The organism is Bacillota bacterium, from assembly GCA_024653485.1.
Taxonomy (GTDB): domain Bacteria; phylum Bacillota; class SHA-98; order UBA4971; family UBA4971; genus UBA6256.
On the sequence record JANLFY010000001.1, the window covers coordinates 1 to 24,853 of the forward strand.

The 24,853-nt window shown below is 61.6% G+C and carries 20 protein-coding genes and 2 rRNA genes; all 22 read left to right on the forward strand.

The window, feature by feature from the left end; genetic code table 11:
• Positions 1-361: ribosomal RNA gene (locus NUW12_00005) — 23S ribosomal RNA — on the forward strand; the annotation flags it as partial.
• Positions 362-419: 58 nt separating this feature from the next.
• Positions 420-536, forward strand: a 5S ribosomal RNA gene (rrf, locus tag NUW12_00010).
• Positions 537-721: 185 nt separating this feature from the next.
• Positions 722-1,024 (forward strand): zinc-ribbon domain containing protein, encoded by a 303-nt coding sequence (locus tag NUW12_00015; GenBank protein ID MCR4401159.1) that lies wholly within the window; start codon positions 722-724, stop codon positions 1,022-1,024.
• A 343-nt stretch (positions 1,025-1,367) separates the two neighbouring features.
• A complete protein-coding gene (locus NUW12_00020; protein ID MCR4401160.1) occupies positions 1,368-3,902 on the forward strand; it encodes an ATP-binding protein in 2,535 nt (844 codons plus the stop codon).
• A 6-nt stretch (positions 3,903-3,908) separates the two neighbouring features.
• Positions 3,909-5,318, forward strand: a complete 1,410-nt coding sequence (locus NUW12_00025; GenBank protein MCR4401161.1) for a sigma-54 dependent transcriptional regulator — start codon at positions 3,909-3,911, stop codon at positions 5,316-5,318.
• A 311-nt stretch (positions 5,319-5,629) separates the two neighbouring features.
• Positions 5,630-5,830: a hypothetical protein gene (locus NUW12_00030; GenBank protein ID MCR4401162.1), complete on the forward strand. Its 201-nt coding sequence runs from the start codon at positions 5,630-5,632 to the stop codon at positions 5,828-5,830.
• Between the two features lie 194 nt (positions 5,831-6,024).
• The gene (nuoF, locus tag NUW12_00035; protein ID MCR4401163.1) at positions 6,025-7,884 is read left to right on the forward strand and encodes an NADH-quinone oxidoreductase subunit NuoF; all 1,860 of its coding nucleotides are present in this window, start codon (positions 6,025-6,027) and stop codon (positions 7,882-7,884) included.
• A 5-nt stretch (positions 7,885-7,889) separates the two neighbouring features.
• Complete coding sequence (locus tag NUW12_00040; protein MCR4401164.1) at positions 7,890-9,728, forward strand: NADH-dependent [FeFe] hydrogenase, group A6; 1,839 nt, start codon at positions 7,890-7,892, stop codon at positions 9,726-9,728.
• Position 9,729: 1 nt separating this feature from the next.
• Positions 9,730-10,326, forward strand: coding sequence for an NAD(P)H-dependent oxidoreductase subunit E (locus NUW12_00045; protein ID MCR4401165.1), 597 nt, complete (start codon positions 9,730-9,732; stop codon positions 10,324-10,326).
• Positions 10,327-10,848: 522 nt separating this feature from the next.
• The gene (locus NUW12_00050; GenBank protein ID MCR4401166.1) at positions 10,849-11,712 is read left to right on the forward strand and encodes a hypothetical protein; all 864 of its coding nucleotides are present in this window, start codon (positions 10,849-10,851) and stop codon (positions 11,710-11,712) included.
• A gap of 375 nt (positions 11,713-12,087) precedes the next feature.
• Positions 12,088-13,248: a hypothetical protein gene (locus tag NUW12_00055; GenBank protein MCR4401167.1), complete on the forward strand. Its 1,161-nt coding sequence runs from the start codon at positions 12,088-12,090 to the stop codon at positions 13,246-13,248.
• A 69-nt stretch (positions 13,249-13,317) separates the two neighbouring features.
• Positions 13,318-14,259, forward strand: a complete 942-nt coding sequence (locus NUW12_00060) for a hypothetical protein (GenBank protein MCR4401168.1) — start codon at positions 13,318-13,320, stop codon at positions 14,257-14,259.
• 214 nt (positions 14,260-14,473) lie between these two features.
• Positions 14,474-15,952 (forward strand): IMP dehydrogenase, encoded by a 1,479-nt coding sequence (guaB, locus tag NUW12_00065; GenBank protein MCR4401169.1) that lies wholly within the window; start codon positions 14,474-14,476, stop codon positions 15,950-15,952.
• 75 nt (positions 15,953-16,027) lie between these two features.
• Entirely contained in the window at positions 16,028-16,846 is an 819-nt protein-coding gene (locus NUW12_00070) for a PEGA domain-containing protein (GenBank protein ID MCR4401170.1), read from the forward strand.
• Positions 16,847-17,024: 178 nt separating this feature from the next.
• Positions 17,025-18,317 carry an asparagine--tRNA ligase gene (gene asnS / locus NUW12_00075; GenBank protein MCR4401171.1) on the forward strand — a complete coding sequence of 431 codons (1,293 nt, stop codon included), beginning with the start codon at positions 17,025-17,027 and terminating at the stop codon, positions 18,315-18,317.
• A gap of 468 nt (positions 18,318-18,785) precedes the next feature.
• Positions 18,786-20,195 (forward strand): NAD(P)/FAD-dependent oxidoreductase, encoded by a 1,410-nt coding sequence (locus NUW12_00080; GenBank protein ID MCR4401172.1) that lies wholly within the window; start codon positions 18,786-18,788, stop codon positions 20,193-20,195.
• Between the two features lie 531 nt (positions 20,196-20,726).
• Positions 20,727-21,743: an ABC transporter ATP-binding protein gene (locus tag NUW12_00085; protein MCR4401173.1), complete on the forward strand. Its 1,017-nt coding sequence runs from the start codon at positions 20,727-20,729 to the stop codon at positions 21,741-21,743.
• 1 nt (position 21,744) lies between these two features.
• Positions 21,745-22,587, forward strand: coding sequence for an ABC transporter permease (locus tag NUW12_00090; protein MCR4401174.1), 843 nt, complete (start codon positions 21,745-21,747; stop codon positions 22,585-22,587).
• 112 nt (positions 22,588-22,699) lie between these two features.
• Entirely contained in the window at positions 22,700-22,870 is a 171-nt protein-coding gene (locus NUW12_00095) for a hypothetical protein (GenBank protein MCR4401175.1), read from the forward strand.
• A 234-nt stretch (positions 22,871-23,104) separates the two neighbouring features.
• Positions 23,105-23,302 (forward strand): 50S ribosomal protein L31, encoded by a 198-nt coding sequence (gene rpmE / locus NUW12_00100; GenBank protein ID MCR4401176.1) that lies wholly within the window; start codon positions 23,105-23,107, stop codon positions 23,300-23,302.
• Positions 23,303-23,374: 72 nt separating this feature from the next.
• Positions 23,375-23,968 (forward strand): thymidine kinase, encoded by a 594-nt coding sequence (locus NUW12_00105; GenBank protein ID MCR4401177.1) that lies wholly within the window; start codon positions 23,375-23,377, stop codon positions 23,966-23,968.
• A complete protein-coding gene (locus NUW12_00110) occupies positions 23,965-24,840 on the forward strand; it encodes a DUF1385 domain-containing protein (protein ID MCR4401178.1) in 876 nt (291 codons plus the stop codon). Before NUW12_00105 ends, NUW12_00110 begins: the two co-directional genes overlap by 4 nt.
• Positions 24,841-24,853: the final 13 nt, after the last annotated feature.

Consider the following 24,853-nt stretch of genomic DNA (forward strand, 5'->3'; position numbering starts at 1 on the left):
GCTTTAATGGGCGAACAGCCCATTAAAGCGGTACGTGAGCTGGGTTCAGAACGTCGTGAGACAGTTCGGTCCCTATCTGTCGCGGGCGCAGGAGATTTGAGGGGTTCTATCCCTAGTACGAGAGGACCGGGATGGATGCACCGAGGGTGTACCAGTTGTTCCGCCAGGGGCATAGCTGGGAAGCCAAGTGCAGCAGGGATAAGCGCTGAAAGCATCTAAGCGCCAAGCCCGCCCCAAGATGAGATCTCCCACGGCGTAAAGCCGGTAAGACCCCAGAGAGATGATCTGGTTGATAGGCCGGTGGTGTAAGGGCAGTAATGCCTTGAGCTTACCGGTACTAATCGGTCGAGGGCTTGACCTAAGATGAGCCCACCTAAACTGTGCAGCTTTCAAGGTGCACCAACAAGTTCATAAGCTCTTCCGGTGGCTATGGCGGAGGGGAAACACCTGTTCCCATTCCGAACACAGAAGTTAAGCCCTCCAGCGCCGATGGTACTGCACTGGAAACGGTGCGGGAGAGTAGGTCGCTGCCGGAAGGCTTTTTTATTTCCATCCCCGTATTGCCGTCCCGTCTCGCAAGTGATATACTCAAAGAGCCTAAAACCGAGGGTTGCCTGGACCAGCAAACCTGCTCCTGATTTGGAGTTCTTGCCTCCACACGTAGCCCAGAGGATACGGCAAATAGGCCCCCTTGAGGGCTACATCAATGAGGAGGTTTTCTATGTACCAGGACAAGACCCTCGTGTGCAGGGACTGCGGTCGGGAGTTCACTTTCACCGCGAGCGAACAGGAGTTCTTTGCGTCCAAAGGGTTCGAGAACGAGCCCGGCCGCTGCCCGGAGTGCCGGGCGGCGCGGAAGCAGGCCAGCCGAGGCGGTCGTTTCGGTGAGCGTCAGGCGGTTAGGGAGATGTACCCGGCTGTCTGCTCAAACTGCGGGGCAGAGACCACCGTCCCGTTCAAGCCGCACAACGACAAGCCTGTATACTGTTCCGAGTGCTTCCAGTCGATAAGGGCAAGGCGGTAGGGGCCGGCTCACCACCAAGCGGTGGCGACTGACTTCGGCGCGATCGCCGAACCTTCGAGGAGTGAACCAGGGATCCGGATCACACGATCCGGATCCTTCTCGTTCCTAGTCGGCGTACGTTCCTCATCGACGTGGAGTACGTTTCTCATCGACGTGAAGCATCGACGCCCTATGTCGACCGAGAGCGCGCCCCTCTCGTGCTCGTCGCCGGCGCGGCTCGTCCGCTCGGGCCCGTCCGCCCGTCGCGATGAAGCTGCCCTTTAACGGTGGTCTGTGGTAGAATGAACGAGAGGAGCCCGGGAGCTGGCTGGAATAAGGCCAAAGCAGTGGGAGGGCGCTGATTGTGAACGTCGTCACAACTATCAAGGGCAAGTGCAGAGGATGTTACGCATGCGTGCGCAATTGCCCCGTCAAAGCCATCAAGGTCGAAGACGGGCAGGCAGCTGTCATAGAAGATCTCTGTATCGCGTGCGGTTACTGCGTGCGCGTTTGCGCCCAGCGCGCCAAGCACATCAAAGAGGATCTGCCCGCGGTGCGGGAAGCGCTTCGGTCAGGGACAGCGTACGCCATGTTGGCACCGTCTTTCGTCGTGGAGTTCGCGGGGGAGCTCCGCCCGGGTCAGGTGGTGGAGGCGTTGCGCCGGATGGGGTTTGCCGGCGTGCATGAGGTAGCGTGGGGGGCCGAACGTGTCACGCAGGAATACGTCAGACTGGTCCAGGAAGAAGGGCGGCGCGGCGTTATCTCCACACCTTGCCCGGCCGTGGTCAACCTGGTTGAGGCGAGGTTCCCCGAGCTCCTACACAAGCTTGCACCCGTAGTCTCGCCAATGGTGGCGGCTGGGAGGATGATAAAGCGCCTTCATCCTGGAGCCCGCACGGTATTCATAGGACCGTGCGTCGCCAAGAAGAGCGAGATCGTGGACGCGGAGGTCGCGGACGCCGTCGACGCAGTGCTGACTTTCGCCGAGGCTAGGTCGCTCCTGAACGATTTGCCAGTGCGGCCGGACACATTGCCGGATACGGCCTTCGACCGGCCGGGCGCATATCTTGGCAGGCTGTATCCGGTATCCGGAGGGCTCCTTCGAAGCGCGGCCTTCCGTGCGGATATCCTCGAGAACGATATCATCACCGTGGAGGGCAAGGACAACTGCATCGAGTTCCTGGAGGCGTTGAAACGAGGGCGAGAATGCCCGGAGTTTGTGGACATGCTCTTCTGTGAGGGGTGCATCAACGGGCCGATGATCTCGAGCCCGCTTCTCGGGTACGGTCGTAGGCGCGTGGCAGTGGACTTCGCGAGGAACGCTGATTCGGCGCCGGCCGGGAGGGCCGCCATGGCGCGCGATGGTTCCGGGGATGCCGAACCCGAGGCGCTTTCCTGGTCGTTCCCAGATATTGTGGCGAGACGCTCTTTCCGACCGAGGAACGTCCCGATGCCCGTGCCAACCGAGGCGGACATCCGGCGCATACTGAAGGAGCTCGACAAGACCAGACAGGAGGACGAGCTCAACTGCGGAGCGTGCGGCTACGACACTTGCCGCGAGAAGGCGGTGGCCGTCTTCCAAGGCCTCGCGGAGAACAAGATGTGTCTGCCGTACCTCATTAAACAACTCGAGGTTCACAACAGGCAGCTTGCGGACTTGAAAGCGTACCATGAGGACATCATCCAGAGCATCACCGAGGGTATCGTGGTCGTAGACCGCAACATGATCGTGACGAGCTTCAACGATGCGGGCGGCCGAGTGAGCCGCCAGGCTCCCGCAGGCGCCATCGGACGAAAGATATTCGACGTTCTTCCTGTGCTGGACACTCCGGCGTGCAGGCGGGCGTTCGAGCACGCAATCAGGCGGGGAGTTCCGACGCAGATCGGGGAGATCACTTACCTTCTCGGCAAGGAGACCGGGGATGGCAAGGTCACAAGTGCCGGCGCGGGCGGCGCGGATCCCAAGGAGAAGGTCGTCGTCACCCTGAAGGTGAGCCCCCTCCGGAACTCGAGCGGCGACGTGTACGGCGCGGTGCTCCTCAGCGACGACATCACCGAGAGACGGAGGCTGGAAACCCAGCTCATTCAGTCCGACAGGCTGGCCGCTCTTGGCCAGCTCGCGGCGGGCGTGGCCCATGAGGTCAATACTCCGCTCACGCTCATATCGGGATACACTGAGATCCTGGCGAGGCTCACCGCGCCCGACAGCCCGGCCGCATCCTACCTCAAGACCATCGCGGATGAATCCGAGAGGATCGCTGAGATAGTCCGGAGCCTTCTCAGCTTCGCACGTCCCGCGTCGACGCCGTCGGGCAAGTGCAAGGTCAACGAGGCAGTCGAGAGGACGCTCAGGATCTTCGGAGGACAGTTGGCTCACAAGGGCGTAGAGGTCAAGCTGGAGCTGGACGGCAACGATCCTGAGGCCGCCATTGACGCGGGCGAGCTGCAGCAGGTGCTCCTCAACATGGTGCTGAACGCCATTCAAGCGATGCCCGATGGAGGACTTCTGGCCATATCCACGCGGACACGCGAACAAGCCGGCGACGACGGCTCTGAGGAAGACGGCCACGCCGCTCTCGGCGGGACGCGGAACGGCCGCGCGATCGTGGTTGGAGGCGGCCGGCGCGTTGATGGAGTGGGGCATACCACACGGCCCGCGCGGGAGCGCGTCGTGGAGATCGTGATAGCCGATACGGGCTGCGGAATTCCAGAGGAGAACCTCGGCAGGATATTCGATCCCTTCTTCACCACCAAGGAGGTGGGGAAGGGCACCGGATTGGGGCTTTCCGTGAGTTTCGGTATTGTCGAGAAGCATGCGGGATCCATCAAGGTAGAAAGCGAGGTCGGCAAGGGCACGACGTTCACGATCGTTCTGCCGTCCCGCGAGAGGGGGGCGTGATGCGCTTTGGCAGCGGGTACCGTGCTGGTGGTTGATGACGAGGCTAAGATGTGCGAATTCCTGCAACTCGTCCTCGCCCAGGACGGGCACCAGGTGGTGTGCGCTTCAGGCGGAGAGCAAGCTCTGGAGGAGATCAGGTCTGGGGATGAGATCGACGTCATCTTGACAGACCTCATGATGCCAGGCACCGGCGGCATGGAAGTCCTGGAAGAGGCCAGGAGGTCTCTTCCCGATACGCCAGTCATCGTCATCACCGGCTATTCCACCGTCCAGAACGCCGTTGAAGCGATGAAGGCGGGCGCCTTTGACTATCTGCCGAAGCCATTCAAAGTGGACGAGGTCAGGCTCGTGGTGAAGAAGGCGTTGGAGCGGCGCGAGATCGCCCTCGAGAATCGCAGGCTCCGAAGAGAGCTTCAGACGATCAGGGAGAGGTCCGGAGACATCATAGGCGCCAGCGCGAAGATGCAGTCCGTTTTCAAATTGGTTGAGAAGGTGGCCAGGACGGACGCGACCATCCTCATCCGGGGCGAAAGCGGGACCGGCAAGGATCTCATAGCCCGCGAGATACACCGCCAAAGCCTCAGGGCCACGAAGCCGTTTGTCAGCATAAACTGCGCGGCTCTTCCCGAAGCCCTCCTCGAGAGCGAGCTCTTCGGCCACGCTCGCGGAGCGTTCACCGGTGCCGTTTCCACGAAGCGCGGGCTCTTCGAGGAGGCAGAGGGAGGCACGGTGTTCCTCGACGAGATAGGCGACGTGAGCCTCGGGCTCCAGGCCAAGCTCCTTAGATTCCTCCAAAGCAAGGAATTCATCAGAGTGGGGGAGACTTCGGTGAGGCGCGTGGACGTCCGGGTGATAGTCGCGACCAACAAAGACCTCGAAGAAGCCATAGAACAGGGAGAGTTCAGGCGCGACTTGTACTACCGGCTCAATGTGATCACGGTCCACCTTCCTCCCCTGAGGGAGAGGCGTGAGGACATACCGCTTCTGGCAAAGCATTTCGCCAGGAAATACGCGGCGAGTCTCCTCAAGGGGCCGATCACCTTTTCCGCAGAGGCCATGGCGGCTCTTACAGCGTATGACTGGCCGGGCAACGTGCGCGAGCTGGAGAACGCTGTGGAAAGAGCTGTCGTGCTTGCCGAGGGCAACGAACTGACTCTCGGAGACTTCCCCGAGGATATCTCGAAAAGGGCAGCGGACGCACCGGCCGGCGCGAAGTTCGACGAGCTCGTCGCCGCCTACAAACGCGAACTCATAGCTAGAGCCCTCGAAAAGGCAGGAGGAGTCCAAGCCAGGGCGGCGGAGGACCTTGGCGTGAAGAGGACCACCCTTAATGAGATGATGAAGAGACTGGGAATGACGGGCGGAGGATCTCGGCGGAGTCAAGACGCCAAAGCATTGGACATCGAAGCCAAATAATTGACTTATCGGGCCTCCCTCTCGAACGCCGTCGGGCCACGGAGGAGGGGAGAGAACCCGCTCGGAACGCCGCTTTCGGGCGATCCGAGCGGGTTCTTTGTGTTCGTGGCGGCGATTGGCACGCGAATTGCTGTAAGCGATGGACGACAACGGTCTGCTACGAACGATGGTGGCGCAAGGCCGACAGAGGGCGCGACGAGACGCAGCTGGCGGGCACGGGTGTCAGCTGGTTTCGCTCCGCTGCCGTTGTGCGGGCCGGCGCCGAAAAACGACCGCAGATTGTGAAGAGACGCACAAAGGAGGAGTACATCGTGTCGGCCATGGCTCTCAAAGCGGAGGCGATGCGGCGCAATTCGCCTCCCGACGTAGATGAGGACCTCTTGATCGAATACGAGAAGGTCATGCGGGAATACGGGCTCCCGTACCCCGATGGAACGTGGTTCAAGCGAGCGGCGCGCCTCGAGAAGCAGATGCGCGAGGCTCGTATGGAGGCAAGGTTCGACGAGAATTGAGTTGGACGTGGAGGGCGGAGGAAGCTGGGCCGCAGCTTCAGCGTGCCTCAAGCGCGAAGCGCGGGCCGACACGGCGCGACAGGGCTCGACAGCCGGCGACCGGTTGCCAAGTTCCCCGTCGTGCAGCCGCCGACGTCCGTAGCATGATGGCTGGTTCTTGAGAGCTCGTGAGCAGGGTGGGGAGTGAGCGAGAAATGAGTCCGTTTTGTCGTGCCCACGTCCTGGTGTGCGCGGGGGCGGGGTGTGTGTCCTCGGGCTGTCAGGCGGTGTACGAGTCATTGATGAAGAACCTCGAGGCGGAAGGAGTCCTGGGGGAGGTCAAGGTCGTGCAGACCGGGTGCATCGGGTCGTGCGACCTCGGCCCGGTAATCGTGATCTACCCGGAAGGCACGTTCTACCAGCGGGTCCGTCCGGACGACGTGAAGGACATCGTGCGCGAGCACATAGTGAAAGGCAGGCCGGTGGAGCGCCTCCTTCACAGGAATTCCGAAGGGGCCCTGGTACCGACCCTGGGTTCGATAGATTTCTTCAAGAAGCAAGTCAAGATAGTTCTCCGCAATTGCGGGGTGATAGACCCCGAGAACATCAACGAGTACGTGGCCCGCGATGGGTACGAGGCGCTGGCGCGGGTGCTCACCGAAATGGAGCCCAAAGACGTCATAGACATCGTCAAGAGGTCAGGCCTCCGAGGACGCGGTGGCGCGGGGTTCCCGACAGGGCTCAAGTGGGAGTTCGCCGCGCGCGTGAGGGCCGACCAGAAGTATGTCGTTTGCAACGCCGACGAGGGCGATCCGGGAGCGTTCATGGATAGGAGCGTGCTGGAGGGCGACCCACACAGCGTCATCGAAGCCATGGCCATCGCCGGCTACGCCATTGGCGCGAGCCAGGGCTACGTGTACGTCCGTGCCGAATACCCGCTCGCCGTGGCGCGACTGTCGCACGCAATTCGTCAAGCCCGTGAGTTCGGCGTGCTTGGCGAGAACCTCTTCGGATCTGGGTTCAACTTCGATCTAGAGATCAGAGTCGGAGCCGGCGCATTCGTGTGCGGCGAAGAGACGGCCCTCCTCGCTTCGGTTGAGGGCAAGCGCGGCATGCCTAGGCCAAAGCCGCCGTTCCCGGCTAACGAAGGCCTGTGGGGGAAACCGACTGTCATCAATAACGTGGAGACCCTTGCGAACATCCCGCCCATCATTCTCCGAGGCCCCGAGTGGTTCGCAAGCATAGGCACGGAGAAGAGCAAGGGGACGAAGGTCTTCGCGCTTGCCGGCAAGATCAACAACACGGGGCTCGTTGAGGTACCCATGGGCACCACGCTCCGGGAGATCGTGTATGAGATAGGCGGCGGGATACCGGGCGGAAAGGCATTCAAAGCCGCTCAGACCGGCGGTCCTTCCGGCGGATGCATTCCCGCGGCCTTCCTGGATACACCCATGGAGTACGACACCCTGGTCAGATTGGGAGCGATGATGGGGTCCGGCGGACTCATCATCATGGATGAGCAGACCTGCATGGTGGATATCGCCAGGTTCTTCCTGCAGTTTACCCAGGACGAGTCGTGCGGGAAGTGCGTTCCGTGCCGGGAAGGCACGAAAGTGATGCTGGATATCTTGACCCGCATCACAGAAGGCAAGGGTCAGCCCGGGGACATCGAGACCCTGGAAGCCCTCGGCAACACGATAAAGAACACCGCGCTCTGCGGACTCGGCCAGACAGCTCCGAATCCCGTGCTCAGCACCATCAAGTACTTCAGGGACGAGTACGAAGCCCACATTCATGACAAGAGGTGCCCGGCGGGCGTCTGTGCGGCGCTCACACGCTACCGCATTGATCCTGACAAGTGCAGAGGATGCGGGCTCTGCGCCAAAGCATGCCCGGTGGGCGCTATCTCGCTCGCGGCGACGGAGACCGAAGAGGCCGTGGCAAAAGCGGCGGGTGGAGCAGAGGCCGCATGTCGCGCTCGCGGGCGGAGAGTATACGCCATTGACGCAGACACGTGCCAGGGATGCGGGGCGTGCGCAAGCGCGTGCCGCTTCCAGGCGGTGGTGAAGAGGTGAATTCGATGAAGACCGCTTTGTCGCAAAGCCAAACGCACGCCGAATCCGCTCCCGCCCCGGCTCCCGAGCCGCGGAAGGTCGTCAGGCTGACCATAGACGGCCAAGAGGTCGAGGCATACGAAGGTGAGACGGTACTTGAGGCGGCACGGCGCGCGGGCAGGGACATACCGACTCTGTGCTACCACCCGGCGGTCGGACGCATCGGGTCGTGCAGGGTATGCGTCGTGGAGATCGGAGGAGCGAGAAACCTTCCAGCGTCCTGTGTGACGCCAGTTGCCGACGGCATGGTGGTGCGCACGAACACCGCCGCGGTGCGCGAGGCGCGCCGTACGGTCGTGGAACTGCTCCTTGCGGCTCATCCTCACGACTGCCTCAAGTGTGAGAGGAACGGGACGTGCGATCTTCAGGCTCTAGCGATGCGCCTCGGGATACGCACGGCAAGGTTCCGTAGGGAAACGGATCACAGGACGGCGGACGATTCTAGCCCCGCGCTCGTCCGGAGACCTGACAAGTGCGTCTTGTGCGGCAGATGCGTGAAGGCGTGCAACGAGGTGCAGGCGGTGGGGGTGCTCGGCTTCGCGTACAGGGGTACCCGTTCCTGTGTGACGCCCATGTTCGAGCACGGGCTCGGTGAGTCGAAGTGCGTGTCGTGCGGGCAGTGCACGAAGGTCTGCCCGGTTGGCGCGATAAGCGAGAAAGAGGAATGGGAGCGCGTCCTGGATGCGATAGCCGACCCCGATCTCCACGTGGTCATTCAAGTAGCTCCCGCCGTGCGCGCCGCCATAGGGGAGGAGTTTGGGATTCCCGCCGGAACGGCCGTTACCGGGAAGCTGGCTACAGCGCTTCACCTGCTCGGATTCGACGGGGTCTTCGACACCCAATTCGGGGCGGACCTCACGATCATGGAGGAAGGCCATGAGCTTCTCGAGCGCATCAAGTCCAGGGGCAAGCTGCCTCTCATCACGTCGTGCAGCCCCGGATGGGTGAGGTTCTGTGAGACGTTCTTCCCCGATTTCTTGGACAACTTGTCGTCGTGCAAGTCGCCGCAGCAGATGATGGGGGCAGTGATCAAGACGTACTACGCGAAGAAGATGGGCATCGCGCCTGAGAAGATCCTCAGCGTATCCGCCATGCCTTGCACGGCAAAGAAGTACGAGGCGGCGCGTCCGGAAATGAACGCTTCAGGGGTGCGTGACGTAGACGTGGCCCTTACCACTCGCGAGCTTGCTCGCATGATCAAGTCCGCGGGCATAGATCTCGCGGCCCTGCCTGATGGGGACTTCGATTCCCCGCTCGGCGCCTCCACGGGCGCGGCGACCATCTTCGGCGCGACCGGGGGTGTGATGGAGGCTGCCCTGCGGACGGTGGCGGAGGTGGCCGCGAGGAAACCGTCAGGAAGGACGGGTGCCGGCAAGCTGGAGTTCGCCGAGGTCCGCGGCGTCGATGGGATACGAGAGGCCATCGTGGAGCTGGGGGGCCAGGAGGTTCGTGTCGCGGTCGCATCAGGGCTTGGGAACGCCGCGAGATTACTCCAGAGGATACGCGACGGCAAGGCGTCATACCACTTTGTTGAGATCATGGCGTGTCCGGGAGGGTGTGTGGACGGCGGCGGTCAGCCCAGGACGAGCGACCCGGAGACCGCCGCGAAGAGAACCGCAGCCCTGTACGCCGAGGATCGGCGCATGAAAGCCAGGAGGTCCCACGAAAACCTCGCCGTGCGCAGGCTCTACGATGAATTCCTTGGCGAGCCTGGTGGAGAGGTTGCGCACAGCCTGCTCCACACGACGTACCGGAGCGTTGAGGAAGTCGGTTCCGCCGCGAGCGTCAGGAAGGAGGCCATGTGATATGTCGGCGGCCCAAACCAAGCAGACGAAGGATAGGCGGGCACGACTGGAGGTCGCGCCGAGGCCGGGGGAGTCCGGAAGGGGCACGTGTGCGTGCCAGGGCAAGCTGCCCGATGACAGGTATGCGAAGCTCGACGAGATAATCGCGAGGCACAAGGACACCCCGGGATCGCTGATACCCGTTCTCCATGAGGCTCAGCAGCTCTTCGGTTGCCTCCCTGAAGACGTGCAATCGAGGATAGCGAAGGGCCTCGGGGTGCCGGACAGCGAGGTGTACGGCGTCTCCACGTTCTATTCGCTGTTCTCGCTCCGCCCGAAGGGCAAGTGGACCATAAGTGTGTGTCTCGGCACCGCTTGCTACGTGAGAGGCGCGGCGGCGTGTCTGGAGGCGCTCAAGAAAGAGCTCGGCGTGGACATCGGCGGAACCAGCCGGGACGGGCTGTTCACACTCCAGGCCGTGAGGTGCCTGGGGGCTTGCGCACTCGCTCCCGTTGTGATGATCGGCGAGACGGTGTTCGCGCGCGTCAAGCCGGACGACATCCCGAAGATACTGGCTGACTACGCCGCCGCTCATTCGAGCGAGTCCGCCGCCAGCTAGGGTCGGGCGCTTAGCAGTCGCTGCTCTCAGCGTCGACCCCTTGGACCTGGTAAAGAAATCACCGCTCCCACGCTGCGAGAGGCTCCGGTCACCCCGCCGGAGCCTCTCCCGTCTTTCTGTACAGGTCTCTCATATCTCTCATACGCGTTTTCCCGCATGCCTTTTCCTCCCCACGCCTTCCCACGTAGGTCTTGCCGCATACGTTTTCCCGCAGGGATTCCCTTGCGTCGTGGGGCCTTGGCCTTCGGAGACCCCTCAAAGAAAACCTTCCGAAATTTGATGTACTTCTGTGTCCCTTGCCGTCAATGATCAGTAGATTGGTTCGAAGGCCCACATTTGGCAGCTTGCCCAGCTCGCGCTGGCAGCTGTCAGACTGCCGGGTCATGGGCTTCGGTCGACAGTCTGGGTAGTGAGTCGAGAGGAGGGAGGAACTGGAACTCATCGAGATCGTGCGCCGTAGAGAGCTGCTACCTGTGGGATGCGCGACGACAAATGACAGAACGAGTGAGGGGGAAATGAGCGATGAAGCGAGTGCGCGCTTTGATAGTCACGGCCCTCGCGGTTGCGGCGGTCGTGAGTATGGCCGGAGTCGTGGGGTCCGCCCAAACCGTCAGTGCGACGACCCGCGTGACCACGAACATCACCGTGCAGACAGTGGGTCTCGGGGCAATAGACTGGACCAACGGAGTCATCCAGGTCAAAGCGTCCGGAGTCGGAGATCCTAGCAAGCCCATGGCCCAGCGGAAGCTGCTCGCTAGGCGCGCCGCTGTGGTATCAGGCTACAGGGAGCTACTCGAAACGACGAAGGGGGTGCTGGTACAGAGCGAGACCCTCATGCGGGATTTCATGGTTGTCAACGACGACGTGCGCGCGGCAGCCGAAGGCATAGTGAACAATGCCGTTGTCGTCCCGGGGAGCGAGACGTACCAAGAGGAATCGGATGGGAGCATAACCTGCACGCTGACCATGGAAATGCTCCTCAGGGACATCCTGGTGCCCGTGTACTCGACGATGCGGCACGAATTCGGAACAGCGGTCGTGACCACAACCACAGTTCCGAGCCCATATACAGGCCTCATCATAGACGTCTCCGGCCTTGCTTTCCCCAAGCCCGCAGTATTCAGGGTCGTAACCGTGGGCGGTACAGTGGTATACGGCATCTCGGTCGCCAAGTATGAATATGCCTGCCAATCGAGGCTCGCAAGTTACATAAACTCCGTCATCGCGGCGAAGCAGAACCTCCAGGACCGAGTGGGCGCGAATCCGTACGTCGTCAAGGCGGTCAGGATAGTTGGCACAGACATCATAGTTCCGCAAGAAGTAGTCACGGTGACGACCAGCATGACTACGGTGCTCCAGGAGTGCAGAGTCGTCGTGGCGTACTGATGCCCGCGCGATGACGCTGACAGAGTTCGAGGACGGGAGAGGTTTCATCGAGCCACGGTGGGGGGCTCCGCGGTCTCTGCCAGTCCCCCACCGTGTTGGTCGGCGAAGCTGACCGCACTCCTTCGGCTTGCTCTTGTTTGCTTGTGCCAAGCTGTGCCGCGCGAAGTCGGCCTGTGAGCCAAGTGTGGGCGGCGCGGCCGGTCTCTCGCGCGGGCGCCTGCACGTGAGCGGCTGTATGCAGGCGGGTGTGCGTGCGGGCGAGCACGCTGTCGCGCACACCAGGCACGCGGTACCGAGCACGCGAGCGAGAGCACGCGAGCAAGAGCACGCGGGCGTGAGCAGCGATATATCACCGGGACGAGGGAGGAATCGTTGATGAAGAGGCAACATTTCTGGGCGGCAGTGCTTGTCGCTGTGCTCCTTGGCCTCGCAGCGGGCGCTGGCCGCACCACTGTCGAGGCCCAGGCTATTGAGGTGGTTGCGGAGGGGGTTGGCGCCGTCACTGGTGGAGGAGTTGCCCGGGCCCGCGATGAGGCCCTGCGCGACGCGTACAGGGTCGCCGTCGAGCAGGGCGCAGGTGTGTCCGTGGCTAGCCGCACCGACATGTCCGATTTCACGGTGTTCTACGATAGGGTCGTCAGCCAGGCCGGCGGGTACGTGCAGTCCTACCAGATCGTCGGTGACTACTGGCAGACCCCCGATGGGCTCGTGCACGTGAAGATCAGGGCAAGGGTAGTAAGGGGAGATATCAGGTCCGACGTCCAGGCCCTAGGCATACTCATAGACATGATGGGAAACCCAACGATAATGGTGCTCGTGGACGAGAAGAATCTCAACAGTCCGCTGGCCACATCGATCGCCGAGACCAAGTTGATCGAGAGGCTCTCAGCCGTCCGGTATCACCTCGTGGATCGCCGGCAGGTGGAGGCCATCAAGGCCAGCGATATGGCGAAGCGCGCGATGCAAGGCGATATCGAGGCTGCCGTAACCCTCGGCGAGAGGTTTGCTGCGGACATCGTGGTCTTCGGGGATGTGAACAGCAAGTTCCTGACCTCGACCAGGTCCGGCAATTTCACGTTCCAGTCGTGCATGGCGTTCGGGACGTTCAGAGCGGTGCTCACGCAGACGGGGCAGATCATTTGGGCAGAGACTCCACAGGCTACCAAGGCCCAGCTCTCGGCTGATGCCGCCGGCCTTGAGGCCATAGCTGCGGTTGCAAACGATGTCGCTTCGCGCCTCATCTGGGAGCTCCCCAAGCGTGCCGGTGGCGGGGTCTCGGGCGGAACGCGCACGATTCAGCTCACCGTGAGCGGGTGCTCCTACACCCAGGCGAATCAGATCATACAGGCGCTCAAAGAGACACGCGACACAACTGCTGTGTACCGCAGGACCTTCGAGAACAACATAGCCGTGATAGACATCCAAACCACGGGCAACGTGGACGATCTGGCTGCAGCGCTCGAGTCGTTCGCGAGTCCCAAGGTGGAAATCGTGATGGTGACGAGGGATAAGATCGAGGTCCGTGTGATCAGGTAGCGCGCCACAAGGTGCTGATTGGTGGATTGTGGAGACAGACGACCCCTCAGTGGACTGGAGGATGACGAGATGAGTGGACGAAAGGGCATTTCCTGCACGAGGCGCGGGATCGCCACCTTCGTGCTTGCCGTTGCCTGCTTGCTCCCGATATGGGAGATGACGGCGACGCCCGCTGATGCGCAAGTACCAGCTCAGCAGGGCAAGATCCGCATAGCTGTCATGGATTTCCTCGACCAGACAAACTACCCGCAGTGGCACGTCGGAAGGGGAATGAGGGTCGAGTTCGAGACGAGGCTTGTCCAGACTGGGCAATTCGAGGTCATCGAGCGCGAAAGGCTCGAGCAAGTCATGCAGGAGCAAGGCCTCGGGGCTACGGGCCTTGTCGACCCGTCCAGCGCTGCCCAGATAGGAAAGCTGCTGGGCGTGCAGGCGATGGTAATGGGCAGCGTGACGAAATTCGATATCCACACGAGCAAGGTTTCCGTTCCGATCCTAGGCTCCGTCACTTCCAGCGAGGCGATTGTGGAGATCCACGTGCGGGTGGTCGACACTACCGCTGGCTCGATCAAGCTGGCCGAGATGGCTGAGGGCAAGGAAAGTCAGGCGAACATATCTCTCAGACTCGAGGGAATGCCGCCGATGGCCTTCGGCAGCGCCAACTTCCATAGCACGATACTGGGTAAGGCCACTTCCAAGGCGGTTGACCAGCTCATCGGGAAGATAATGCAGCTCTTCCCGGTGGAGGGCTATGTGGTGAAGGTCGTGGGCGACAAGGTCTACACAAACCTTGGGCGGGCGCAGGGAGTGAAGGTCGGACAGAAACTCCTGGTGTACCGACTGGGCGAAGTCATCACTGACCCATTCACAGGGCAGGTGCTTTCCGCGGAGAAGATGGAGATAACTACCATCACCGTCACCAGCGTCGAGCAACTCCTCTCCATCGGGACCGTGGATACCCCTGGGGCGGGTGCGAAGGTGCAGATCGGAGACAAAGTCACCGTGAAGTACTGAGCGTTCCATGGCTGGCCCAGTTAGGACCGTTGGCCTGGGAGCCGGCGGTCCTAGCTTTTCAAGGGCGTTCTGGAACCAGAAACCAGATGCAGCGTTATTATAATAATGCAGGCAGGCCAGGTTGAGGCGGGGTGTCCAGGGATAACCATCCTTGAGTCCGAGAGAAGGATTTGCTACAATTGGAGCAACATATAGGCCCGGGGGGAATTCCACCATGGACTTCGACGACAAGTTCGGGCATGTTGCTCTGACCTTCGACGATGTGCTTCTCGAACCAGCCTACTCCGAGGTCATGCCGGGGGAGGTGGAGATATCGACGAAGCTGACCGCCAGGATCCGCCTGAACATACCGCTAGTCAGCGCCGCCATGGACACCGTGACCGAGGCAAGGCTCGCCATAGCCATGGCGCGCGAGGGTGGCATCGGCATAATCCACAAGAACATGTCGATCGAGCGCCAGGCGGGTGAGGTAGACAAGGTAAAGCGGTCGGAGCACGGGATAATCGTGGACCCCATATTCCTCGAGCCTCACAATCTCATAAGAGACGCTTTGGCCATAATGGAGCGTTATCACATCTCAGGTGTGCCGATCACGAGAGGCGGAAGGCTGGTGGGGATCCTCACGAACAGGGATCTTCGGTTCGAGACCAACTACGACCAGCCCATTGAGAACGTGATGACAAAGGAGAACCTGGTGACCGCCCCGGTAGGCACCACGCTCGAGGAAGCCAAGGCCATCTTGCAGAGGCACAAGATAGAGAAGCTTCCCATAGTCGATGAGGACTTCATGCTGAAAGGGCTCATCACGATAAAGGACATCCTGAAGGCAAAGCAGTTTCCCAACGCAGCCAAGGATGAGAGGGGAAGGCTACGAGTAGGCGCGGCCGTCGGGCCTGTGGGCGCGATTGCCCGCGCCGGGGCTCTCGTGGACGCGGGCGTGGACATCCTGGTGGTGGACACCGCCCACGGACACTCGCGCTCAGTGCTTGAAACCGTGAAGGCCCTCAAGGCGAACTTCCAGAACGTCGATGTTGCCGCCGGCAACGTTGGGACGGCCGACGGCGCCCGGGCTCTCATCGAAGCTGGGGCGGACGCTGTGAAGGTTGGCATCGGCCCGGGATCCATTTGCACCACAAGAGTGGTAGCGGGGATCGGGGTTCCTCAAGTGACGGCCATATTCGAGTGCGCTCGCGTGGCCAGGGAGCACGGTATTCCGGTGATAGCCGACGGCGGGATCAAGTACTCGGGGGACATCACCAAGGCGATCGCCGCGGGAGCCGATTCCGTCATGATCGGGCGTCTATTTGCGGGTACCGAGGAAAGCCCCGGGGAGCGTGTCATCTACAAAGGACGCAGCTTCAAGGTGTACCGCGGGATGGGCTCCATCGAGGCCATGAAGGAGGGGTCAAGTGACAGGTACTTTCAAAACGCGTCGCACAAGATGGTCCCAGAGGGGATCGAAGGCCGGGTTCCGTACAAGGGGGCTCTCGCGGATACCATCTACCAGCTGGTGGGCGGACTCCGCGCGGGAATGGGCTACTGTGGCGCACGCAACATAGCGGAGCTCCAGGAGAACACCAGGTTCATAAGGATGACCGGCGCGGGACTGCGGGAGAGTCACCCGCACGACATAGTCATCACTCGAGAGGCTCCCAACTACAGCCTGGCCGACACCGACGTGGAGGAAGAGTAGAGGAAGAGCAGAGGGATGACTGGATCACGAGAGTAGCCCGCCTGACAAGGTGAGGAAACGAAAGGAGTGTGGCCAGTGACGGCTAGATCGTTGAAGTGGGCCGTTGTGGGCATGGTGCTGCTGGCGGTCTCGGTCCTGCCTCAGATCGGGGCGTACGCCCAAGACTCGCCGGTGAAGCTCTTCATCAACCCCAATCCCAGCCCGGAGTTCAAAGCTGAGATCTGGGTCGATAGGGGCCAAGGCGCGACTTACTATCCTGGTGAGAACATCAACGTGTACTATAGAGTAAGCAGGGACAGCTACGTCTACATCCTGGACATTCTCGCCTCGGGGGAACTCAGGTGGCTCGTACGCGATACGTGGATTCGTGCGAACAGAGCCTACACGCTGTCGGGCACGGTGGAACCGCCCTCGGGAACGGAGTACCTGATCATGTTCGCCTCCACTCAGAAGCTGCCTATGTCGGACCTGGAGGAGTCCGCCCGATCCGGTCAGGTGTACATCAAGGGCGAGGCAGATATCGTGCTCGGGAACATCCAGGCGAAGATCAAGATAGTGCCCCAGAAATCATGGGTGAGCGGGTACACGTATTTCTATGTAGGGGGAGCTTACCCGCCGATTCCGCAGCCGCAGCCCGTTCCCCAGCCTCCGGTTCCGCAGCCACAGCCAGTACAGAAGTACGGATCGGTGAGCGTGTCGACCTACCCGTCGGGAGCCACCGTGTTCCTCGACGGCTTCGAGAAGGGGAAGAGCCCAATCGTCCTGCAATGGGTGCCCTTCGGGGAACACGAGGTTACGCTCGTTCTAGCGGGTTACTACACGGTCACCAGGAGATTCGAGCTGAACTACGCGCATACATACTACGTCACCTCATCCATGAAGCGCATTCAGTGAAGCGGGGCAATCGCCCGCCCTTTCTGACGTAGACGCGTTTGAGCGGCGCGGGCCCGGCATTAGGAGTGCGCTGCCGGACAGCCCGGGTGGTCTTGGCCACCCGGGCTGTCGATGTGTGGCAGCGACTTTCCAGTGGTGCTATAATATGAAGGGCGGCATTGGAGGTGGATGAAGGCAAGTGAAAAGCGTGCACATAGCGCATGTCGGTGAGCATGAAGGGCACGAAGTGGAGATCCGGGGCTGGCTTTACAACAAGAGGTCGAGCGGGTCGGTGCTTTTCCTCATCATCAGGGATGGGACAGGCTTCATCCAATCGGTAGTAGTGAGGGGACAGGTGCCTGACGGAGATTTCGACATCGCTGACAAGCTCACCCAAGAGTCGTCCATAGTGGTGCGAGGCCGCGTGAGGGCCGACCGCAGGGCACCGGGCGGGTACGAGCTTTCAGTGTCGGGTTTGGAAGTCGTGTCGCTGGCCGGGGAGTATCCCATATCTCTCAAGGAGCACGGCGTGGATTTCCTGATGGACCACAGACACCTGTGGCTGCGCACCCCAAGGCAGGGCGCGATCATGAGGGTGAGGAACGAGGTCGTGAAGGCTATCCGAGACTTCCTCGACGAGCGCGAGTTTGTCTTGGTTGACGCGCCAATCCTCACGCCGTCGGCGTGCGAGGGAACGACGACGCTATTCGAGACGGATTACTTCGACACGAAGGCGTACCTGACTCAGAGCGGACAGCTCTATATGGAAGCGGCGGCAATGGCCTTGGGCAAGGTTTACTGTTTCGGGCCGACCTTCAGGGCGGAGAAGTCCAAAACGCGCAGGCACCTAACGGAATTCTGGATGGTGGAGCCGGAGATGGCGTGGGTCGACCTAGACGGTGACATGAAGCTCCAGGAGGACCTGGTGAGCTACGTCGTGCAGCGAGTGCTGCAGAGGCGAGCGGAGGATCTTGCCACGCTCGGCCGCGATACCTCCAAGCTGAAGAACGTCGAGCCGCCTTTCCCGCGGATCTCCTATGACGAGGCTTGTGAGATCCTGCGCCGGCACGGCGTACAGTTCGAGTGGGGCACGGATTTTGGCGGGGGAGACGAGACGATCCTCGCCGAGCAGTTCGACCGGCCGGTTTTCGTCCACAGATATCCCACGGCCTGCAAAGCGTTCTACATGAAACCCGATCCGTGCCGGCCGGAGGTGTGCCTATCTGCGGACCTCCTCGCGCCTGAAGGATACGGTGAGATCATCGGTGGAGGACAGAGGATTGACGATCCGGAACTTTTGGAGCGTCGCATAGAAGAGCATCGGCTTCCGGGGGAAGCATACAAATGGTATATGGACCTGCGCAGGTATGGGTCGGTCCCGCACTCCGGGTTCGGGCTCGGCGTTGAGCGTACGGTGGCCTGGATTTGCGGCCTCGAACACGTGCGAGAAACGATACCATTTCCGAGGCTGCTGAACAGGATCTACCCATGAAGTGAACACGATGGTCGCCGCAGGGAGCGGCGCCTGCAGTTGGCAGGTGGGTCGCAGCCACGCCGTAGCTATGGCGAGCGATTTCGCTGCACTTGCTCTCTTGACGGGAGGATGGCAAGCTACACGAGTTCAAGCGGCGGCCGATGCACAGGCCTGCTCCGGCGCGCATCCCGGCCCGGGAACGAGCAGCGATGTGGGCGAGGCGGAGACGCAGTCGAGGGCGCTGGACGCCTTTCCGGAGAATGCCGTCGCTGCTGCGTGCCTCGGGAGGCTATCGCTTGGGGGCGCCGGCGCGCCTCGAAAGCGCAAGAATGGATGAGAGTCCGGGACACAGACACGACCATGCTCCATACTGGCAAGCTGGCAAGCCCGGACTCGACATGAGTGAAGCGCTGACAGTGATGGTGACAGTGAAGCCGTGCCCGTGGTTGAGAAAGTAGAGAGGAAGGCGAAGGAGAGATCCGCAGCGTGGCGAGTGCAAGACAACAGGGTCGCTATGATGTCATAATCGTGGGAGCGGGCCCCGCCGGCATTTTCGCTGCACTGGAGTTTGTTCGGGCAGCGGAAGGCCCGGTCAAGATGATCATCGTAGAGAAGGGCTCTGATCTAGATGCCAGGGTTTGCCCATCGAACGAAGGCAAGACCGCTTGCCGAAGGTGTCAGCCGTGCAGCATAGTGTCAGGCTGGGGAGGGGCCGGCGCTTTCAGCGACGGCAAGCTCACTCTTTCGACTCAGGTTGGCGGCATGCTCGACGTGTACCTGGGCGACCGAGATCTGAAGGAGCTCATCGAGTACGTTGACGGCATCTACCTTGGGTTCGGCGCGCCCACCAAGGTCTATGGCGGAGATGAGGAGGCCCTGCACGAGCTCGAGCGCAAAGCCCTCATCGCGGAGCTCAAGTTCATACCCGCGAAGATCAGACACCTGGGAACCGGGAAGACCAAGGACGTCTTGGAGGGCATGAAGAACCATCTCGCTGAGCAGATTGAGATCTCACTTCGCGAGAGCGCCACCAAGATCCTCGTAGAAGACGGCAAAGTGGCGGGAATCGAGACTTCGAAAGGCCGCACGATCCTTGGGGACTATGTCATCGTCGCCCCGGGGAGAGAGGGAGCTGAGTGGCTTGCTCAAGAGGCGCGCAGGCTTGGGCTCTCCATGGCCATCAACCCGGTGGACATCGGCGTGCGCGTGGAACTGCCCGCGGTCGTGGCGGAGCCTCTAACCGACGTGGCATACGAGTCCAAGCTCATATACCACTCGCGTTCCTTTGACGACAAGGTCCGCACCTTCTGCATGTGCCCCTACGGAGAAGTGGTCACGGAGAGTTCCGACGGGCTGATCACGGTGAACGGGCACACGCACTTCGAAAGGAAGACCGAGAACACGAACTTCGCGCTCTTGGTCAGCAAGACGTTCACCGAGCCGTTCAAGGACCCGATAGCCTATGGCAAGTATGTGGCGGGCCTGGCGAACCTCCTGGGAGGCGGGGTCATCGTCCAGAGGCTCGGCGACCTCATCACGGGGCGCCGGTCTACAAGGGAGAGGCTGGCCAAGGGCACGTGCGTGCCCACGCTCGAAGACGCAACTCCCGGCGACCTCAGCCTCGTGTTCCCTTACAGACATCTGGTAAGCATCATAGAGATGCTGAAGTCGCTCGATGCCGTGGCGCCCGGAGTGTATGGGCGCAACACCCTGTTGTACGGTGTCGAGGTGAAATTCTACTCTTCGAGGCTCGCCGTGACTAGCTCTCTCGAGACGCAGATTAGGAATCTCTTTGCCATCGGCGACGGCGCGGGAGTCACGAGAGGCCTGATGCAAGCTTCCGCCTCAGGCGTGGTGGCGGCGCGGGAGATCCTTGGACGCCTCGCTAGGCCGTAGGGGGCTCGCGCACCGGCGTGGGGACTCCCCCTCTCCCAGCGAAGCTTGAGAGATCAGCCAACCAGCGAACGGCGTGGTGTGAAAAGATCCCGCCAGGTTCTGCTTGACGCGGAGGCAGGCGTACGATATAGTGATATCTGGCAACAGCGGAAACCCGCACGAGATTTGAGGGGAGAATTCAGTGAGAGGAGAAGGGAGGTCGCGCAAGTGATCAGGACGGTTGACGTCGTGAAAGTCCGGTTTGATGGCGCCGCGGCGTCGTGCGCGTTCCTTTGCGGACGATCCGAGGGCGAGTCTGCCCATGCGCGGCCTGACCCTGCCTTGTAGCTGGTAGGTTTTGGTAGGGTCGTGGGCCGCACGAGGGCCCACGACCCTTTCTGTTTGACGCTGACCCTTGCGTCAGGTCTTCACGAGGAGAGTCGTGGGCAGGACCCGGCTCTCCTCTTGGTTTTCCGGCTCTACGTCGAGTCGCGCCCCGGCCTTGTGGTGCCGGGGGCCTGAAGGCGAGGTTTGGAAGAGATGCAAGGTGACATGCAAGGACAAGAGGTGGCGCTCGAATGCGTGGGCGCACGCAAAGTGTTCTACGTCAGGAAGGAAGCGCGTCCGAAAAGGACGCTCTCACTCGAGGGAGCCGGGCAGGCGAGCCGAGACCCCGGTGGCAGCCCGGACGGCGTGGCCTCGGGGGGATGCGTGGCCGCCGTGAAGCCTGAACACCCTGTCCCTGGTGAGCCTGAGCGCGACGCGCTCACCAACGGCAGGCACCGGGCCCGGCTGGCCGTCTCACGGGCCATCGCGACGATGTTTCCGAGAACCGTGAAGGTGGAGGCCGTGTCGGGAGTAACGTTCAGCGTGAAACGCGGCGAGATATTCGGCATCCTGGGGCCCAACGGCTCCGGGAAGTCCACGCTCATCAGGCTGATTTCGACGTTGCTCCTCCCAGATGAAGGGGAGATCAGGGTGTTCGGCCACGATGTGGTGAGGGAGCGGTTCGAGGTGCGGCGTCTGATAAACCGCGTGTCTGTGGAGGCGGCCTTCTTCAAGAAGCTCTCGGCCATGGAGAACCTGAGCTACGCCGCGCGTCTCTACGATGTGGACATCGGCCTGGCGCGGCGGAAAGCCGTGGAAATCCTGCGGCGTCTCGGTTTCAGCGAAAGCAAGGCGTACGAACCGCTCGAGGACTTGTCCCGCGGGATGCAGCAGAAGGTTGCGGTTGCCAGGGCGCTTCTCACGTCGCCCGTGCTGCTTCTGCTCGACGAGCCGACGACCGGTCTGGACCCGGTGTCGAAGCGCGAGGTACAGGACTACGTCCTCGAGGTGAGGAACTCGCACGACACCACGGTGATCCTGACCACCCATGACATGCAGGAGGCTGATCGGCTGTGCGACAGGGTGGCCATCATTGACCAGGGCAGGTTCGTTGCCCTGGACACGCCGACGCGCCTCAAGGAGAGCCTCTCCACTAACGGCGAGGCCGTGACCCTGGAACACGTGTTCTTCGCGCTCACAGGGAAGGCGCTCAAGGACTCCAATCCGGAGGAGGCGGATTAGCGTGATCGAGCTTTCGAGGGAGCTGAGACGAAGCTACGCTCTGGTCGAGCGGAACTTCAACCTCATCAAGAGATACATAGGCTGGGAGATAGTGTTTCTCGTGTACACGGTGGTGAACACTCTCACGATCGCGTTCATAGGCGTGAGCCCGGTGACAGGCGGAGCTGGAGCCGTGCCTGGAGCGGCCGCGGGAGACAGCGGCGACAGGGTGCTCTATCTGGTCGTGGGGGCTCTGCTCTGGGGATTCCTGTCCGTGCTGTTCCATGAGGTGGCCGAGTCGGTTCAGTGGGAACGGTGGGAGGGTACGATCGAGTACTCGTTCATGGCGCCCATGAAGAGGCTGTCATACCTCGGCGGAGTGTGCCTGTTTGCCGCGAGCTACGGGGCAATGAGGACCGTCGTGGTCATGCTTGCGGTAGTGTCCCTGTTCAAGCTGGATCTCGGCAGCGCTGACCTGGGGGCGGCGCTCGTAGTGCTTCTGCTTTCGAGCCTCTCCTTCATCGGTGTCGGGCTCATGGCTGCGGTGTTGCCGCTGCTGTCTCCGGAGAAGGGCTCGCAAGCTGCACACATCTTGGAAGCGGCCATTCTCCTCGTCTCGGGCGTGTACTACGAGGTTGACGTGCTGCCCGCGTGGCTCAAGCCGCTTTCGCGGCTGTCCCCGGCCACCTATACTCTCAGAGCCGCGCGCGCGGCGTTGCTTCGGGACGCCTCCATCCGAGAGATAGGGGGTGACCTCGTGTTGCTCCTCATCATTGGAGCAGTGCTCATTCCCCTCGGGTTGAGGGTGTTCAACTGGGGCGAGCTTCACGCCATGCGCACGGGGAAGCTCAAGAGGAGCGGGTGAGACAGGGCAGCACGTGAACAAACCAGTCGGGGGCTTGCGCTCGGCCGCTTGGAGGAGCCTCGGGGGAATTCGTGGAGAAGTCGCGTACCTGTACGCAAGGGAGGGTCGCACGATGGTACTGACGGTTGGCAGCATCAGGATATCGGTTGAGATAGACAACGACAGGGAGAAAGCCAAAGGGTCCCGCAAGGAGTGCCTGCGCGAGGGCGTGCTGAGGGAGGATCACATCGACGTGGTTCGCTCCAAGGTGATGAGGGACACTGTGTTCATGAGGCTGAGGTGACCGCGGTGACTCTGAAGGCAGCGGAGAGGAACGCGGTGGAAGCGGATGGGCGAGTCGGTCCAGCCGCTTCCCGCATGTACGCTCCTTCGACATGTGTGCTCCTCCGGGCGCAAGCTCCGGACGCACAGGTGCATGGATAGTGCCATTGAAGAGGGAGGTCCTTTGTGCTATAATGACACCGCTGACTGTTGTCAATAGCTGTCGTTGACGCGGCGTGTCCAGGAGGTGAGCCAGTTGAAGAAGGGAATACATCCGGAGTACTTCATCACCACCGTTACTTGCGCGTGCGGGGAGAGATTCGAAGTCGGCTCGACCCGAAAGGATCTCAGGGTCGAGATATGCTCGAAGTGCCACCCGATGTTCACCGGCAAGCAGAGGATAGTCGACACCGGCGGCCGGGTGGAGAGGTTCAAGAAGCGACATGGTCTGTAATGACGGAACCAATCTATTTGACGAGGAAGCAGAGCCCCAGGCGGCTCTGTTTTTGTGAAGAGGGGAAACGCGTTGGCAAAGGTGGAGTCGCCAGGGCGGATCGACGCAATAGTAGGACCGATGTACAGCGGCAAGACTGAGGAACTCATCCGCCGGGTGAGGAGGGCGAAGATCGCGGGGCTGGATGTTCAGGTTTTCAAACCGGCCATCGACGACAGGTACAGCGTGCAGGAGGTCAGCTCCCATGCCGGGGGCAGGATCGAGGCTGTCCTCGTGACAAGGGCGGTGGAGGTGCTCCGGACGAGCGCGGGAGCCGCGGACGTGGTCGCCATAGACGAGGCTCAGTTCTTTGATGAAGCCTTGGTAAGGGTGTGCGACACCCTTGCGGGGAACGGCGTACACGTGATCGTGGCCGGGCTCGACACGGATTTCCGAGGGGAGCCCTTCATCCAGGTAGCGAAGGTCATGGCCATAGCCGACCACGTGACCAAACTCGATGCAGTGTGCGAGGTGTGCGGAGCGCCCGCCACAAGGAGCCAGAGGATCATCAATGGGGTGCCTGCGAACTTCAATGATCCCGTAGTGCTCGTCGGGGCGAAGGAGTCTTATCAAGCGAGGTGCCGCAGGTGCCATGTGGTGCCCGGCAAGGGGGCGCTTTCGATTTGAGCGAGGAGTTCTTTTACGGCGGTCAGGCGGTCATCGAGGGTGTGATGATGCGAGGCAGACGGTGTATTGCCATAGCCGTGAGGCGGCCCGACCATTCCGTCGCCATCCATAGCCAACCCATCGGAACGCTCGCGACGAAACATCCTACGCTCCGCCTCGCCTTCGTGCGCGGGGTGGTAGCGTTCGTGGAGACGCTCGTCATAGGCATCCGCGCGCTCATGTTCTCGGCGGACCAGGCAGTGGGAGAGGCCGAGGGAGAGAAGCTGAAGCCATGGGAGCTTACTCTCACTCTCCTCATGTCCTTGGCGGTTTTCATAGCACTCTTCATAGTGCTGCCGAACCTCGTGGCCGTCCTCTTACAGCGATGGATGCGGTCCACCGTCGCCGTGAACCTGGCCGAAGGGGTGTTCCGCCTCCTGGTGTTCCTCGGGTACATCGTCGCCGTATCGCGACTGCAGGACATCCAACGGGTGTTTCAGTATCACGGCGCCGAGCACAAAGTCATCCACAGCTTTGAGGCCGGAGAGGATCTCGCGGTGGAGAACGCCAAACGGCACAGCACGCTCCACCCGAGGTGTGGCACGGCTTTTCTGCTCATCGTGATGGTCATCATGGTGCTCGTCTTCTCTTTGCTGGGAAGGACGTCGCTGCTGGTACGGATTGCGACGCGGCTGGCTCTTCTACCGCTCGTCACCGGGGTATCCTACGAGGTGGTGAGGCTCGCCGGCCGGCGCAGGCCTCCGAGGATAGTCGAGTTGGCCATCGCGCCCGGCCTCTGGCTGCAGAGGTTGACGACGCGAGAGCCTGATGATGCCCAGCTCGAGGTGGCTATCGCCGCTCTAAAGGGCGTGCTCGAGGCGGACGGCGGCTGAGCGGCCGGTGCCC

Coding starts and splice junctions, on each gene's coding strand:
- NUW12_00085 (MCR4401173.1), top strand. CDS start 20,727: ATGCAAGGACAAGAGGTGGCGCTCGAATGCGTGGGCGCACGCAAAGTG.
- NUW12_00015 (MCR4401159.1), top strand. CDS start 722: ATGTACCAGGACAAGACCCTCGTGTGCAGGGACTGCGGTCGGGAGTTC.
- NUW12_00050 (MCR4401166.1), top strand. CDS start 10,849: ATGAAGCGAGTGCGCGCTTTGATAGTCACGGCCCTCGCGGTTGCGGCG.
- NUW12_00055 (MCR4401167.1), top strand. CDS start 12,088: ATGAAGAGGCAACATTTCTGGGCGGCAGTGCTTGTCGCTGTGCTCCTT.
- NUW12_00095 (MCR4401175.1), top strand. CDS start 22,700: ATGGTACTGACGGTTGGCAGCATCAGGATATCGGTTGAGATAGACAAC.
- guaB (MCR4401169.1), top strand. CDS start 14,474: ATGGACTTCGACGACAAGTTCGGGCATGTTGCTCTGACCTTCGACGAT.
- NUW12_00045 (MCR4401165.1), top strand. CDS start 9,730: ATGTCGGCGGCCCAAACCAAGCAGACGAAGGATAGGCGGGCACGACTG.
- nuoF (MCR4401163.1), top strand. CDS start 6,025: ATGAGTCCGTTTTGTCGTGCCCACGTCCTGGTGTGCGCGGGGGCGGGG.
- NUW12_00040 (MCR4401164.1), top strand. CDS start 7,890: ATGAAGACCGCTTTGTCGCAAAGCCAAACGCACGCCGAATCCGCTCCC.
- NUW12_00060 (MCR4401168.1), top strand. CDS start 13,318: ATGAGTGGACGAAAGGGCATTTCCTGCACGAGGCGCGGGATCGCCACC.